This window comes from Stutzerimonas sp. LR2, from assembly GCF_055755175.1.
Genome location: NZ_JBVTRR010000005.1, coordinates 118,279 through 131,602, shown reverse-complemented (window position 1 = coordinate 131,602; position 13,324 = coordinate 118,279). Strand labels below are relative to the sequence as shown.

At 65.5% G+C, this 13,324-nt stretch carries 10 protein-coding genes; 9 read left to right on the top strand and 1 reads right to left on the bottom strand.

Going from position 1 to position 13,324, the window contains the following annotated elements; translation table 11 throughout:
• The first annotated feature begins 36 nt into the window (after nt 1–36).
• The 8 genes from mreC (at nt 37) to tldD (ending at nt 11,239) form a co-directional block, all read left to right on the top strand.
• Entirely contained in the window at nt 37–1,008 is a 972-nt protein-coding gene (gene mreC / locus ACVRRC_RS18215) for a rod shape-determining protein MreC (protein ID WP_013981912.1), read from the top strand.
• Nucleotides 1,005–1,493 carry a rod shape-determining protein MreD gene (mreD, locus tag ACVRRC_RS18210; protein WP_011912205.1) on the top strand — a complete coding sequence of 163 codons (489 nt, stop codon included), beginning with the start codon at nt 1,005–1,007 and terminating at the stop codon, nt 1,491–1,493. The genes mreC and mreD overlap by 4 nt, the downstream gene beginning before the upstream one ends.
• A gap of 179 nt (nt 1,494–1,672) precedes the next feature.
• Entirely contained in the window at nt 1,673–2,821 is a 1,149-nt protein-coding gene (locus ACVRRC_RS18205; protein ID WP_472997333.1) for a PEGA domain-containing protein, read from the top strand.
• A 98-nt stretch (nt 2,822–2,919) separates the two neighbouring features.
• Nucleotides 2,920–3,510 (top strand): Maf family protein, encoded by a 591-nt coding sequence (locus tag ACVRRC_RS18200; RefSeq protein WP_472997332.1) that lies wholly within the window; start codon nt 2,920–2,922, stop codon nt 3,508–3,510.
• A gap of 87 nt (nt 3,511–3,597) precedes the next feature.
• On the top strand, nt 3,598–5,055 hold the full coding sequence (rng, locus tag ACVRRC_RS18195; protein ID WP_014595940.1) for a ribonuclease G: 1,458 nt from the start codon (nt 3,598–3,600) through the stop codon (nt 5,053–5,055).
• A 49-nt stretch (nt 5,056–5,104) separates the two neighbouring features.
• Nucleotides 5,105–8,905, top strand: coding sequence for a YhdP family protein (locus ACVRRC_RS18190; protein WP_472997330.1), 3,801 nt, complete (start codon nt 5,105–5,107; stop codon nt 8,903–8,905).
• A gap of 43 nt (nt 8,906–8,948) precedes the next feature.
• Nucleotides 8,949–9,794 carry a carbon-nitrogen hydrolase family protein gene (locus tag ACVRRC_RS18185; protein WP_472997329.1) on the top strand — a complete coding sequence of 282 codons (846 nt, stop codon included), beginning with the start codon at nt 8,949–8,951 and terminating at the stop codon, nt 9,792–9,794.
• Between the two features lie 2 nt (nt 9,795–9,796).
• Nucleotides 9,797–11,239, top strand: coding sequence for a metalloprotease TldD (gene tldD, locus ACVRRC_RS18180; protein ID WP_019405613.1), 1,443 nt, complete (start codon nt 9,797–9,799; stop codon nt 11,237–11,239).
• A gap of 57 nt (nt 11,240–11,296) precedes the next feature.
• On the opposite strand, the gene yjgA is transcribed toward tldD, so the two are convergent.
• Nucleotides 11,297–11,818, bottom strand: coding sequence for a ribosome biogenesis factor YjgA (gene yjgA / locus ACVRRC_RS18175; RefSeq protein WP_011912212.1), 522 nt, complete (start codon nt 11,816–11,818; stop codon nt 11,297–11,299).
• A gap of 115 nt (nt 11,819–11,933) precedes the next feature.
• On the opposite strand from yjgA, the gene pmbA reads away from it, so the two are divergent.
• The gene (pmbA, locus tag ACVRRC_RS18170; RefSeq protein WP_013981920.1) at nt 11,934–13,280 is read left to right on the top strand and encodes a metalloprotease PmbA; all 1,347 of its coding nucleotides are present in this window, start codon (nt 11,934–11,936) and stop codon (nt 13,278–13,280) included.
• Nucleotides 13,281–13,324: the final 44 nt, after the last annotated feature.

Genomic DNA, 13,324 nt, shown 5'->3' with positions numbered 1-13,324 from the left:
GTAGTCGCGATCAAGCCGCTATTTGCCAAAGGACCCATGCTCGGCGTACGCCTGTTGGTGTTCGTCGTGCTTTGTGTCGTGCTGATGGTGGTGGATGCCCGCTTCGACGCGCTGAAGACCGTCCGCAGCCAGATGGGCCTGGTGCTGACGCCGTTCTACTGGGTCGCCGATATGCCGGTGCGTATCTGGCGCGGGGCAACTGCCCAGATAGCCACCAGCAACAGCCTGATGGCAGAGAACGAGCGGCTCAAGGCCGAGGCGCTGCTGATGCAGCGGCGGCTGCAGAAGCTGGCCACGCTCACCGAACAGAACGTGCGCTTGCGCGAGCTGCTCAACTCCTCGGCACTGGTCGACGACCGGGTGCTGGTTGCCGAGTTGATCGGCCTGGACCCCAACCCCTTCACCCACCGCATCCTGATCGACAAGGGCGAGAAGGACGGCGTGTTCATGGGGCAGCCGGTGCTCGATGCCAGCGGCCTGATGGGGCAGGTGGTCGAAGTGCTGCCGTACGCCGCGCGGGTCCTGCTGCTGACCGACGTCACCCACAGCATTCCGGTCCAGGTCAACCGCAACGGCCTGCGCGCCATTGCGGTGGGAACCGGCAACCCCGACTACCTCGAGCTGCGCCACGTGGCCGAGACCGCCGACATCAAGGCCGGCGACCTGTTGGTCAGCTCCGGGCTCGGGCAGCGTTTTCCCAGCGGTTACCCGGTGGCGCAGGTGACCGAGGTGGTGCACGGTTCCGGTCAGCCTTTCGCCATCGTGCGTGCGGTGCCGACGGCGATGCTCAATCGTAGCCGCTACCTGATGCTGGTCTTCAGTGATTCGCGGACACCGGAAGAGCGCGCGGCCGCTGCCGCCGAAGCGCAGGCCGACGCCGATCAGAAAGCTGCCGCCGAAGGGGCCGCGGCGAGCCAGGCGCCTGGCGAGTCCGGCAGCGCTGCCGAAGGCGCACAACCGGCTGCCGGTGCCGCGCCGGCGGCACCAGCGCAGGAGGCGGGACAATGATCAGTGGGCGTCCGAACAACGGTTGGGTCATCTGGTTCAGTCTGACGCTCGCATTGCTGCTCAGCGTCGCGCCGATGCCCGGCAGTGCGGAAATCGCCCGGCCGTTGTGGCTGGGCCTGGTGATTGCCTTCTGGTCGCTGACGTTGCCGCATCGCGGCGGCCTGGGTGCAGCCTTCTGCTTCGGGCTGGCGCAGGACGTGCTCGCCGGCACCCTGTTCGGCCAGAGCGCGTTGCCGCTGATTCTCATCGCCTTTCTGGTGCTGAGCCTGCAGCAGCGTCTGCGCATGTTTCCCCTGTGGCAGCAGAGCATGGTGCTGCTGGTCGTGCTTGGCCTCGCGCAGCTGGTCCAGCTCTGGCTCAACACGCTGACCGGCAATCGTCCGCCGACCTTGCTGTTCCTGGTGCCGGTGCCCATCAGCGCGCTGCTCTGGCCATGGGTCTTCGTGGCGTTGCAGGGAATGCGCCAGCGTTTTGCCGTTTATTGATCCTCCGCGCGCTGCGCATCCGGTCAAAAGTCTGCTGTTTTGTGTGGGTTTGTGTCGCTCGGCACGGGCCGTGCCTTGATGATGTATGGCATTTCTGAAATCATCCGCGCCGGGATGGCGTTCAGCCATCACCTGTTCCGCTTCAGACCACGACAAGCACAACAGCACGGGCGACGAGTATGGAAGCTGGCATTTCGATTTTTTCCAAGGCCGAAGGCACTCGCGCTCCGCGCGTTCTGCTGGCAATCAGCGCAGTCGGAGCGTTGCTGGCGCTGGGCATGAACAGCAGCTACACCCAGGCCGACGCTGCCCCGCAGGCATCACAGCTATCCACCCCGGCGGCACCCGAATCTCCTGCTGCGAGCGGTACCTCCGCCGTTGAAGCCTCCGCCGAATCGCCGCGTGCCGAGCAGCTGAGCAGCAAGATCGCCGAACTCGACGCCATCCTTCTCGAAAAACAGAAGCTCGAAGATGCCCTCCGCACCGAGAAGAGCGAACTGGCGGCTGCGCAATTGCAAATGGCGAACAGCAAGAAGTTGATTCGCATGGAGGTAGACGAGTTTCTCGGGCAGAGCGCCGAGCGCAAGCGCCTCGACGAGCTGCTCGACGAGCACAAGCGCAATGCAGAGGCTGTGGCGGCCATTTCCGGGCGTGTCGAGGCGCTGGAAAAGGACCTGGGCAGCCAGCACCTGAAGTTTTCTCTCGCCGCGCGCGACGTCGAACGCCTCAAGTCGCAACTGGCGGCTGAAATCCGTGAGCGCAACAGCAAGAAGATTCAGAGCATCGCGCGCAAGTTGGACAAGACCATCCGCTTCGAACAGCCGGTGTCCTTCCGTTGCTCGGCCAGCAAGAGCCTGGCCGCCTGCCTCGCCGAGCACCGCAACGATGGTCAGATGTCGCAGTGGGTGCTGGAGAACTACCAGCGCGTCCTGGCCGACGACATTCGTGAGCAGGTTACCGAGCTGAGGATGGATCCCAGCTGGTATCGCTACCGCACCCGGACCGAGTTCGCTCAGGCGAGCATGAGCCTGGACGGTACCGTTCAGGCCCTGATGAATGTTGAGGCCACCATCAGCGCCAAGCAGATGATGCCCTGCGCCATCCTCGACGTGCCGTTCGAACAGTGCGACAGCAAGATGTATTCTCTGATCGTACGCAGCAACAAGTACGACGATCGGGTGCGCATCAATGATCAGGACCATGGCGCAACGCCGGTCTCGCTGATGCTCGACGGAGGCATCTACGATATTCAGATCACTTCCGGTGGCACGACCCAGAAGCGCACGCTGTCGCTCAAGGGCGACCAGGTGGTCAACTTCCGGTTCTGAGTCATCCCGGCCGGCGTAGCCTTTACGCCGGCCTCTGCGCCTTCCTCGACGTACCCGGATATGCGACGCTGTCGCTTATTTATCGTTGAGGACCCGCCATGGGCGCTTTGTTTCTTGCCTCGGCATCACCCCGTCGCCGCGAGCTGCTCGCGCAGATCGGCGTTCCGTTTTCCCTGCTCAGCGTATCCATCGACGAGACGCCATCACCGACCGAAACCCCTGAGGCCTACGTCGAGCGCGTCGCGAGAGACAAGGCATTGACCGGACTGGCGAACCTGGGCGATGACCAGGGCTGCGTGCTGGGCGCCGACACCAGCGTGGTGCTCGATCAGCACATTCTGGGCAAGCCGGTCGATCGTGCCGATGGTCTGGCCATGCTCGCGGCCCTGTCCGGGCGTACCCACCGGGTCATGACGGCAGTGGCCCTGGCCAGCCGCGAGGCTTGCGAAGTGCGCACCGTGATCAGCGAAGTGACCTTCCGCACCATCAGCGATGACGAGGCCGAACGCTACTGGGCCAGCGGCGAACCGTTGGACAAGGCGGGTGGCTACGCCATTCAGGGTTGGGGGGCGGTATTCGTCAGTCAACTGCATGGCAGCTACTCGGCGGTGGTCGGCCTGCCATTGTGCGAAACCGCGCAGCTGCTCGATGCGTTCGGCCTGGCGCGTTGGACCAAAGCCTCACGCTAGAGCCTTGCGGCTTCGGCCCGCAGGCCGGTTAGAATCGTCCAGGACCCGCAGCCAGAGCTGCCCATCAAGCCACCGCCGAGAACAACAATGAGCGAAGAAATCCTGATGAACATCACCCCCATGGAATCGCGGGTGGCGGTGGTGGAGAACGGTGTGCTGCAGGAGGTGCATGTCGAGCGCACGCAACGCCGTGGCATCGTTGGCAATATCTACAAAGGCAAGGTGGTGCGGGTGCTGCCCGGCATGCAGGCGGCCTTCGTCGATATTGGTCTGGACCGCGCGGCGTTCATCCACGCCTCGGAGATTTCCGCGCGCGAAGGCAACGCGGTCGAGCCGATCAATGCACTGGTACACGAAGGGCAGAGCCTGGTGGTCCAGGTCACCAAGGACCCGATCGGCACCAAGGGCGCGCGCCTGACCACCCAGCTGTCGATCCCGTCGCGCTATCTGGTCTATATGCCGCGCACCAGCCATGTCGGCATTTCCCTGCGCATCGAGGACGAAGCCGAGCGCGAACGGCTCAAGCAAGTGGTTGCCGAATGCGTGGCGGCCGAAGGCATTCAGGAGGCCGGCGGCTTCATTCTGCGCACCGCCGCCGAGGGTGCGGGCCGCGACGAAATCCTCATGGATATCCGCTACCTGCGCCGGCTCTGGGAGCAGATCGCGGGCCAGATCAAGACCGCCGCCGCCCCGACGGTGATCTACGAGGACCTGTCGTTGGCCATGCGCACCCTGCGCGACCTGGTCAATCCGCGGATCGAGAAGATCCGCATCGACTCGCGGGAGAACTTCCAGAAGGTCAGCCAGTTCGTCGGCGAACTGATGCCCGAACTGGGTGATCGACTCGAGCACTACCCCGGCGAACGCCCGATCTTCGATCTCTATGGCGTCGAGGACGAGATCCAGAAGGCGCTGGAGCGCAAGGTGATGCTCAAGTCCGGCGGCTACCTGATCATCGACCCCGCCGAAGCGATGACCACCATCGACGTCAACACCGGCGCCTTCGTCGGTCACCGCACCCTCGAGGAAACCATCTTCAAGACCAACCTCGAGTCGGCCACTGCAATCGCCCGCCAGCTGCGGCTGCGCAACCTGGGTGGGATCATCATCATCGACTTCATCGACATGGAGGACGAGGAGCATCGCCGGCAGGTGCTGCGCACCCTGGAGAAGCAGCTGGAGCGCGACCACGCCAAGACCAACATCATCGGCATCACCGAGCTCGGCCTGGTGCAGATGACCCGCAAGCGTACCCGCGAAAGTCTCGAACAGGTGCTCTGCGAGCCATGCATGTGCTGCCAGGGTCGCGGCAAGCTGAAGACGCCGGAGACGGTCTGCTACGAGATCTTCCGCGAAATCCTGCGAGAGGCCCGCGCCTACCAGGCCGAGGGTTATCGGGTGCTCGCCAACCAGAAGGTGATCGATCGCCTGCTGGACGAGGAGTCGGGCAATGTCGCCGATCTCGAGGCTTTCATCGGCCGCTCCATCAAGTTCCAGGTGGAAAGCATGTATTCCCAGGAACAGTACGACGTGGTGCTGCTCTGAACAGAGGTACACCAGACCGCCAGGGCCGGGATAACCGGAGCGCATCGGCATGAACCGCCTCGCCGCCTTTCTCGTCACGCTGTCGCGCCAGTTGTTCTGGGTGGCCGCGTTCGGCCTGATTCTGGCTGCGCTTTATGTCAGCCTGGGTCGGCAGCTGGTGCCGCTGGTTGCCGAATACCGCACGGAACTGCAGGAAAGGGTGCGCACCGCCCTCGATATGCCGGTGACAGTGGGGCGTCTGGAAGGGCGTTGGGAAGGTCTTGCGCCGCGCCTGCTGGTGCATGACGTGCTGCTGGGTGAGGGCGACAGTGCGATGCGTCTGGATCGCATCGCCGTCGTGCCCGATCTGGCCGGCAGCCTCTGGGCACGCTCATGGCGGCTGAGTTCGCTGGAATTCAGCGGCGTGCACGTGTCTGTGCTAGAGAGCGAAGATGGCAAATGGCAGGTCAAGGGCCTGCCAGAGCGCGACGATGCGACGCCGCCCGATCCGCAGAAAATACTCGAGGCGCTCCAGCATATTCGTGGCCTGGCGTTGCTCGACAGCCAGATCACCCTGGAGCCCTTCGGTGATTCACCGCTGACCCTTAGCTACACGGACCTTTCGCTACGCACCGATGGCAATCGCTTGCGACTGGACGGGCGCAGTGTGCTGCCGGATGGCCAGCCGCTGGCCCTGCGCCTGAACGCGCGCGTGCAGCCGCAGCGCTGGGCGCAGGCTGAGGCGCAGCTGTATCTGAGCCTGCCGCAAAGCGACTGGGCCGCCTGGTTGCCAGGCCGATTGACCGGCGCTTGGCAACTGCAGACGGCGCAGCTGGGGGGAGAGCTCTGGCTGCGCTGGAAGGCGCAGCAGCTCGAGCGTGCCGTGCTGCGGTTGAACGCGCCGCGGCTGCGTGCCGCCTATGCCGAGCATCCGCCGGTCCAGCTGGAGGATCTGGCGGTCGACGCCTACGTCGACCTGACCGAGCAGGGTTATCGGCTGCTGCTCGACCGCCTGGCTTTCGACCTTGAAGGTGAGCGCTGGGGCGACGCGCGCCTGCTGCTGCAGGAGAGTCGGGCCGAGCAGCACTGGCGACTGCAGGCCGATCGGCTGAACGTCGCGCCGATCGCCAATCTTGCGCGTGCGCTGGCGCCGCTGCCCGAGACGGCGGTGGAAACGCTGGGTGCGCTGCAGCCCAGCGGAACGCTGCGCAATCTGCGCGCGGACTTCTACCCCCAGATGGATTCGCCGCAGCGACTGCGCTTTGCGGCCAACCTGGAGCGGATCAGCTTCAGCGCGCAGAACTGGATTCCCGCAGTAGGCAATGGCAGCGGCAGCATCCAGGGTGACCTGGCCAGCGGTGAGCTACGCCTGGACAGCGATGACTTCAGCCTGCATCTGGCGCCTCTTTATCCTGAACCCTGGCACTATCGGCACGGCGCCGGCCGGCTGACCTGGACGCTGGATGAGCAGGCTTTCACCCTCGCCGCCCCCTATCTGCGCGTCGACGGAGAGGAGGGCAGGATCGCCGGCGATTTCCTGATTCGCCTCGCGCGCGATCCAGAAGTCGAGGACTACATGGACCTGCGCGTCGGCCTCAGCGAGGGTGATGCGCGTTACACCGAGAAGTACCTGCCGACGAACTCGCCGGCATTGAGCCCGGCGCTGGTCGATTGGCTCAAGGATGCGATTCGCGCGGGCACCGTCGAGCAGGGCTACTTCCAGTATCAGGGTGCGTTGAACAAAGGTGCCCCCGACAGTGCTCGCAGCATCAGCCTGTACTTCAAGGTGCGTGACGCCGAGCTGGCCTTCCAGCCGGGCTGGCCGGCCCTGCAGCAGGGGCGCGGCGAGGTCCTGGTGGAAGACAGCGGCGTCCGTGTGCGCCTTGCCGAAGGACGGATTCTTGACAGCCGCGTGTATGACGTGACGGCGGAAGTGGCTCATGTCGGCAGCGGGCAGGTGCCGCAATTGGCGATCAAGGGGCAGGTCAGCAGCAGCCTGCCAGATGCGCTGCGCCTGCTGCAGGAGGCACCGATCGGGACCGGCGAGACCTTCGCCGGCTGGCAAGGGCAGGGCGAGCTGGACGGTGCGCTCGATCTGCAGATTCCATTGGGCAAGGGCACGCCACGGGTCGTCGTGGATTTTGCCAGCAGCGATGCGGCGCTAAAGATCACGGAGCCCGCGCTGGCGTTCGAGCGGCTCAGCGGCCGATTTCGCTACGACACCGCGCGTGGGCTGAGCGCCGACGAGATTCAGGCGCAGCTGTTCGGGCGCGCCGTCAACGGCAAGGCGGTCGCGACCGGTTCGGTCGGCAAGCCGGCCTCGCGCATCGAGGCGCGGGGCAGCGTGGCACTCAAACCGCTGCTGGAATGGCTCGACGTCAAGCAGCCGGTGCCGGCCAGCGGCGAACTGCCCTATCAGTTGCGCCTGGAACTGGCGGCCGAAAGCAGCCAGTTGCAGATCGACTCGTCGCTCCAGGGCCTGCGCATCGACCTCCCGGCGCCGTTTGGCAAGGCTGTCAGCGTGCGGCGCGACAGCACGTTGCGCATGTCCCTGCAGGGTGCGGAGCGGCGCTATTCCATACGGCATGACGAGTTGGCCGCGCTGGTCTTCGTCGCGCCCCCTGATGCCTGGGCGCAGGGACGCGGCGAGCTGCGCCTGGGTCGTGGTGCGGCGAATCTACCGGGGCGACCCGGGCTGTACGTCAAGGGGCGCCTGCCGGAGCTGGACTGGAATGCCTGGCGTGCCGTGCTTGATCAGCATGGCAAGGGCGACCCGCAGCAGACGACCGGCTCGCTGCTGCGGCAGGTGCAGGTCGATATCGATCGTTTCGAGGGCTTCGGCACCCGTATCGACAGGCTGGGCATCGACCTGCAACGCGGTTCTGCTGCCTGGTCCCTCGGCCTGCGCAGTTCCCTCGTCGGCGGCACGGTGCGTCTGCCGGACGCTGATGACGGCATCATCGTAGCCAACCTGACCCACCTGCGCCTGCCGGCGACAGAGCCTGGCGAAGCCGCCAGTGCGCGGTCGGATCCCCTGGCCGACGTGGATCCGCAAAGCCTGCCGGCGATGGACCTGGCCATCGAGCGGGTTTCCCTTGGTGACGATCTGCTCGGCGCCTGGGCGCTCAAGCTGCGCCCAGTCGGCACTGGTGTGGAGTTTCGCGATCTCGCGTTGCAGCTCAAGGGGTTGAGGATCAGCGGAAACGGAGGTTGGGGCGCCGGGCAGAGCTGGTACAAGGGGCGGCTGGAAGGCGGCAACCTGGCCGACGTGCTGCTGGCCTGGGGCTTTGCGCCCTCGGTGACCAGCGAAAGCTTCCGCCTGGATGCCGACGGGCGCTGGCCGGGTTCGCCAGCCTGGTTCGCCATGGCGCGCTATTCCGGCAGCATGCAGCCCCGACTGCGCAAGGGGCAGTTCGTCGAGGTGGACGGCAGCGCGCAGGCGCTGCGGGTGTTCGGCTTGCTGAATTTCAACTCCATCGGCCGCCGGCTACGGCTGGATTTCTCCGATCTGTTCGGCAAGGGCCTCAGCTACGACCGGCTGGACGGCAGCCTGCAGGCCGATGCTGGCGTTTTCACTACCCGCGAACCGATCACCGTCAGCGGGCCGTCGAGCAATCTGGAGCTGGATGGCACGCTCGACATGGCGCGCGACGAGATCGACGCCAAGCTGCTGGTTACGTTGCCGATCAGCAACAACCTGCCGCTGGCGGCGCTGATCGTCGGTGCGCCAGCGATCGGCGGCGCGCTGTTCGTGGCTGACAAGCTGCTGGGTGATCGCGTCGCGCGCTTCGCCAGTGTGCAGTACGACGTCAAGGGGCCGTGGCAGTCGCCGAAGATCAGTTTCGACAAACCTTTCGAGAAGCCCAACTGAGCCGGGTTCGCAGCGGGCTTCGCATCTCACCAGCGGGGAGCCTATGTCCTTAGCCGTGATTCAAATGGCCACCGGGGCCGAAGTCGCGCACAACCTGGCCCGGGCGCGGCAATTGCTCGAGCAGGCGGCGGAGGCCGGTGCGCGTCTGGCGGTGCTGCCGGAAAACTTCGCTGCCATGGGCCGCAATGATCTGCCGAGCCTCGGCCGCGCCGAGGCCATGGGCGAGGGCCCGATCCTGCCGTGGTTGAAACAGGCCGCCCGCGACCTCGGGTTGTGGATAGTCGCCGGGACCCTGCCGTTACCGCCCGACGATTGCCCGCAGGGCAAGCCCAACGCCTGCTCGCTGCTCATCGACGAGCAGGGGCAGCGGGTGGCGCGTTACGACAAGCTGCATCTATTCGACGCGGATGTCGCCGACAGCCGTGGCCGATATCGCGAGTCCGATGACTATGCGGCGGGCAGTCAGGTCGTGGTGGCCGATACGCCGCTCGGAAGGCTGGGCATGAGCGTGTGTTACGACCTGCGCTTTGCCGAGCTGTATACCGCTTTGCGGGCGGCGGGCGCGGAATTGCTCAGCGTGCCCTCGGCGTTTACCGCGGTGACCGGCGAGGCGCACTGGACCGCGCTGATTCGCGCGCGGGCCATCGAGACCCAGTGCTATGTCCTGGCGGCGGCACAGGGCGGCGAGCACCCTGGTGGTCGCATCACCCATGGGCATTCGTCTATCGTTGACCCATGGGGACGGCTGCTGTGCGAGCAGCCGAGCGGTGAGGCTGCTCTGCTTGCCGAGCGAGACGCAATCGAGCAGGCCGCTATCCGCCAACGCATGCCGGTGCAACGTCACCGCCGATTTTCCGTACCGTGCCTGGGCACGGAACCTTTGGAGTAGATATGAGTGAACTGCTGTTACCCGTCACCGAGCGACTGCTGACCCCCGGAGGCCTGGGACTCGACGATCTGCCCGGTTTGCTGGGTGAGCTCGCCGGCCCCGGCGTGGATGCCGCGGACCTGTATTTCCAGGACCAGGTATCCGAGTCCTGGGTGCTCGAGGATGGCATCGTCAAGGAAGGCGGGTTCCACCTCGAGCAGGGCGTGGGCGTACGGGCGCTGTCGGGGGAGAAGACCGGCTTTGCCTACAGCAATGCGATCACTGCCGATGCCCTGCGCCAGGCCGCGCAGGCCGCCCGCTCCATCGCCCGTAGCGGGCAGCAGGGGCAGGTCAAGGTGCTCGGCAGGGCGGCCTTCGCGCCGCTGTATCATCAGGACAATCCGCTGGATGGCCTGAGCCGCGCCGAGAAGGTGGACCTGCTCAAGCGCATCGACGTGGCCACCCGTGCGCTGGACCCACGCATCAAGCAGGTCACGGTGAGCCTGGCGGGCGTATGGGAACATATTCTCGTCGCTGCCATGGATGGCGGACTGGCGGCGGATATCCGCCCGCTGGTGCGCTTCAACGTCAGTGTGATCGTCGAGCAGAACGGCCGCCGGGAGCGCGGCGGGCAGGGCGGTGGCGGGCGCACCGGGTATCAGTACTTCCTCAGCGAAGACCGCGCCATGGGCTACGCCCGCGAAGCGCTGCGCCAGGCGCTGGTCAATCTCGAGGCGCTGCCAGCGCCGGCCGGTTCGCTGCCGGTGGTGCTGGGGCCGGGCTGGTCCGGCGTGCTGCTGCACGAGGCCGTCGGCCACGGCCTGGAAGGCGACTTCAACCGCAAGGGCAGCTCAGCCTACAGCGGCCGCATCGGCCAGCAGGTCGCGTCGAAGCTGTGCACCATCGTTGATGACGGCACCCTGGCCGACCGCCGCGGCTCGCTCAGCGTCGACGACGAAGGTACGCCGACGCAGTGCACCACACTGATCGAGAACGGCATCCTCAAGGGCTATATCCAGGACAAGCTCAATGCGCGCCTGATGGGCGTCGCACCGACCGGCAATGGTCGCCGCGAGTCTTACGCGCATCTGCCCATGCCGCGCATGACCAACACCTACATGCTGGCCGGCGAAAGCGACCCCGAGGAGATCATCCGCTCGGTGAAGAAGGGCATCTACTGCGCCAGCCTCGGCGGCGGCCAGGTGGACATCACCAGCGGCAAGTTCGTCTTCTCCACCAGTGAGGCCTATCTGGTCGAAGACGGCAGGATCACTGCGCCGGTCAAGGGTGCGACGCTGATCGGCAACGGTCCGGAGGTGATGAATCGCGTGTCCATGGTGGGCAACGACCTGGCACTGGACAGCGGAGTCGGCACCTGCGGCAAGGATGGCCAATCGGTGCCGGTCGGCGTCGGCCAGCCGACGCTGAAGATCGACGAAATCACGGTGGGGGGGACCGGCGCTTGAGGCTGCCGGTCATCAGGTGCCGGCTCGGGGCCAGCCGGCACATGAGAAAGGACAGGTTTATCGCAGGCCGCGCTTGGTCTCGTCCAGGTCGCGGATGTATTTGAAGATCTTGCGGCTGGCAGCCGGCGGCTTGTTGCGCGCCGCTTCATGCTGGGCGTGGCGGATCAGCCCGCGCAGGTGCTGGCGGTCGGTTTCGGGAAATTCGACGACGAAGGCTTCCAGCGTCTCGTCATTGCCGGCGATGAGCCGGTCGCGCCAGCGCTCGAGGGCGTGGAAGCGTTCGTTGTACTGGCGGGTCGAGGCGTCGAGTTGATCGACCAGGGCGACGATGGCATCGACATCCTGATCACGCATCAGCTTGCCGATGTACTGGATGTGCCGTTTGCGGGCGATATGCGCCTTGTGCTTCGGGGCGTCGGCCAGGGCCTTGTGCAGCGCGTCGCTGAGCGGCAGCCGGGCGATGAGGTCGGGTTTGAGCGTGGTCAGGCGTTCACCGAGTTCCTGCAGGGCGAGCAGTTCGCGCTTGACCTGGGATTTGCTTTTCTCGTCGAAATCATCGACGTCGGAGTGTTCAGACATGGGGATGGTCCACTAGGAAATGCCGCCATGATAGCAGCAGCCCTGGCAGCAGGCTCCAGACTGGCCGCGCCGGGCTGCAATTGATTTGATTGCAGGTGTTGTTTTGGGAGTGCTTATGAGTGAAGTAGACGGCATCGGTCCGCATGCGCTGCCCGGTTTGCGCGAGAAGGTCGAGCGCATCATCGAGGAAGCGCGGCGGCAGGGCGCCAGCGCCAGCGAGGTCTCTGTCTCCATGGAGCAGGGGCTGTCCACGACGGTGCGCCAGGGTGAAGTGGAAACGGTCGAATTCAATCGGGACCAGGGTTTCGGCATTACCCTCTATGTCGGCCAGAGCAAGGGCTCGGCCAGCACCACCGGCAGCGGCGACGAGGCCATCCGGGAAACCGTGGCCGCCGCGCTGGCCATCGCCAGGCACGCTTCGCAGGACGAGTTTGCCGGCCTGGCCGACGCCACGCTGATGGCTCGGGAGCTTCCCGATCTCGATCTTTACCATCCATGGTCGATCACCCCGGAGCAGGCGATCGAGCAGGCGCTGAGTTGTGAAAGCGCGGCGTTCGACTTCGATGCACGCATCCGCAACGCCGACGGCACCAGTCTCAACACCCATCAGGGCTGCCGTGCCTACGGCAACAGCAATGGCTTCATCGGCGGTTATTGCAGCACACGGCACAGCCTGAGCTGCGTGATGATCGCCGAAAGCGAAGGCCAGATGCAGCGCGACTACTTCTACGACGTCAACCGTATCGGCGAGGCGCTGATCGATCCACAGACCATCGGCCGGCGCGCAGCCGAGCGTGCAGTGCGGCGCCTGGGCGCGCGACCGATCCCGACTTGCGAGGTGCCGGTGTTGTTCGCGCCGGAGCTGGCGACGGGGCTGTTCAGCCATTTCATCGCCGCCATCTCCGGCGGCAACCTGTATCGCAAGGCCTCCTATCTGGAGGACGCACTGGGCCAGACGCTGTTCCCCGAATGGCTGAGCCTCGACGAACGCCCACATATCCCGCGTGCGCTTGGCAGCGCCAGCTATGATGGCGATGGCCTGGCGACCTACGCCAAGCCTTTCGTGGAAAACGGCCGCCTGATCTCCTATGTGCTTTCGACCTATTCCGGGCGCAAGCTGGGCATGCCGAGCACTGCCAACGCGGGTGGCGTGCACAACCTGTTCGTCAGCCACGGTGAGGAAGATCAGGCTGCCCTGCTGCGACGCATGGGGCGCGGCCTGCTGGTGACCGAGCTGATGGGGCAGGGGCTGAATCTGGTCACCGGTGACTATTCACGCGGCGCCGGCGGCTACTGGGTGGAGAACGGCGAGATTCAGTTCCCCGTGCAGGAGGTGACCATCGCCGGCAATCTGCGCGACATGTTCCGCCAGATCGTCGCGATTGGCTGCGACATCGAGACGCGAGGCAACGTGCGGACCGGCTCGGTGCTGATCGAGCGAATGATGGTGGCCGGGAAGTAAGCGGGAGGCTGTGGCGTGCTCGCTGCGAGCACGCCCGAATGAGC

What these genes read in the sequence shown, in the direction of transcription:
- mreC (WP_013981912.1), top strand. Translation starts at nt 37, where the DNA reads ATGCTCGGCGTACGCCTGTTGGTGTTCGTCGTGCTTTGTGTCGTGCTG.
- mreD (WP_011912205.1), top strand. Translation starts at nt 1,005, where the DNA reads ATGATCAGTGGGCGTCCGAACAACGGTTGGGTCATCTGGTTCAGTCTG.
- ACVRRC_RS18205 (WP_472997333.1), top strand. Translation starts at nt 1,673, where the DNA reads ATGGAAGCTGGCATTTCGATTTTTTCCAAGGCCGAAGGCACTCGCGCT.
- ACVRRC_RS18200 (WP_472997332.1), top strand. Translation starts at nt 2,920, where the DNA reads ATGGGCGCTTTGTTTCTTGCCTCGGCATCACCCCGTCGCCGCGAGCTG.
- rng (WP_014595940.1), top strand. Translation starts at nt 3,598, where the DNA reads ATGAGCGAAGAAATCCTGATGAACATCACCCCCATGGAATCGCGGGTG.
- ACVRRC_RS18190 (WP_472997330.1), top strand. Translation starts at nt 5,105, where the DNA reads ATGAACCGCCTCGCCGCCTTTCTCGTCACGCTGTCGCGCCAGTTGTTC.
- ACVRRC_RS18185 (WP_472997329.1), top strand. Translation starts at nt 8,949, where the DNA reads ATGTCCTTAGCCGTGATTCAAATGGCCACCGGGGCCGAAGTCGCGCAC.
- tldD (WP_019405613.1), top strand. Translation starts at nt 9,797, where the DNA reads ATGAGTGAACTGCTGTTACCCGTCACCGAGCGACTGCTGACCCCCGGA.
- yjgA (WP_011912212.1), bottom strand. Translation starts at nt 11,818, where the DNA reads ATGTCTGAACACTCCGACGTCGATGATTTCGACGAGAAAAGCAAATCC.
- pmbA (WP_013981920.1), top strand. Translation starts at nt 11,934, where the DNA reads ATGAGTGAAGTAGACGGCATCGGTCCGCATGCGCTGCCCGGTTTGCGC.